This is a genomic window from Pseudomonas sp. 43(2021) (assembly GCF_017490805.1).
Taxonomy (GTDB): domain Bacteria; phylum Pseudomonadota; class Gammaproteobacteria; order Pseudomonadales; family Pseudomonadaceae; genus Aquipseudomonas.
Window position 1 is genome coordinate 1 of the sequence record NZ_JAFGYJ010000116.1, and the last position, 701, is coordinate 701.

Here is a 701-nt window from a genome sequence, read left to right on the forward strand (position 1 = left end):
GTGGTGCCGGTGCAGGAAAGCTCCAACGAAAGCACGATCGATCTGCAGAAGCGTGATCCGGAAGAGGATCGTCTGCTGGCGCGCGAAGAACAGCGTCGTCAACAGGAACGTGACCGCCGACGCCGCGAGGCGGATGAAGATCCTGAAGAGCATCTGGCCGTGCCGGGTACCGAGTTGAACGCCGACAACACCGTGCCGGTGGTGCCGTTGATAGACGATCAGCCGCGTCAGGGCTTGTGGGTCGATATCGAGATTTGAGCAGTGACTGGTCATCGCCAGCGCCAAGCGGCATGATTGGCGCAATCCTGTCGGTGACGGCAGCTGTGATCTCTTCTGCGATGTGCCGGACGCCATGAGCCAAGACGACAAACTGATCGACCTCAGCACTGAACGCGCCAAGCGTGTGCATGACCTCAACGAAAAGCGCCTGAACGAAGTGCGCCAGGCTTTCGAGCAGGCGATGCCGTTGGGAAAAGCCAAGAAAAAGTCGAAGAACAAGCCGAAAAAGCGTTGATCTCCCGCTGCATTGGTTGATGCAGATCAGTTATTTCCCCTCCTTTATTTCCCTTCGTTGCGGATATTGATCCTGGTCAATATGTGCGCCTGTGTGTTTGTTAATTTGAATCCATCGCAGCAAAGCAAAGCAGGGCCGGGAGGTCAGTCATGTTTTTCGATAACGTGGTGTTTGCCGGGGTTCTCAC

At 55.8% G+C, this 701-nt stretch carries 2 protein-coding genes; both read left to right on the forward strand.

The features are described 5' to 3' along the window. On the forward strand, window positions 1–258 hold a 258-nt coding region (locus J5M71_RS26255; protein WP_207838373.1), incomplete at its 5' end, for an aspartate-semialdehyde dehydrogenase. Between the two features lie 94 nt (window positions 259–352). Continuing rightward, the gene (locus tag J5M71_RS26260; protein ID WP_016771347.1) at window positions 353–514 is read left to right on the forward strand and encodes a hypothetical protein; all 162 of its coding nucleotides are present in this window, start codon (window positions 353–355) and stop codon (window positions 512–514) included. Window positions 515–701 lie beyond the last annotated feature (187 nt).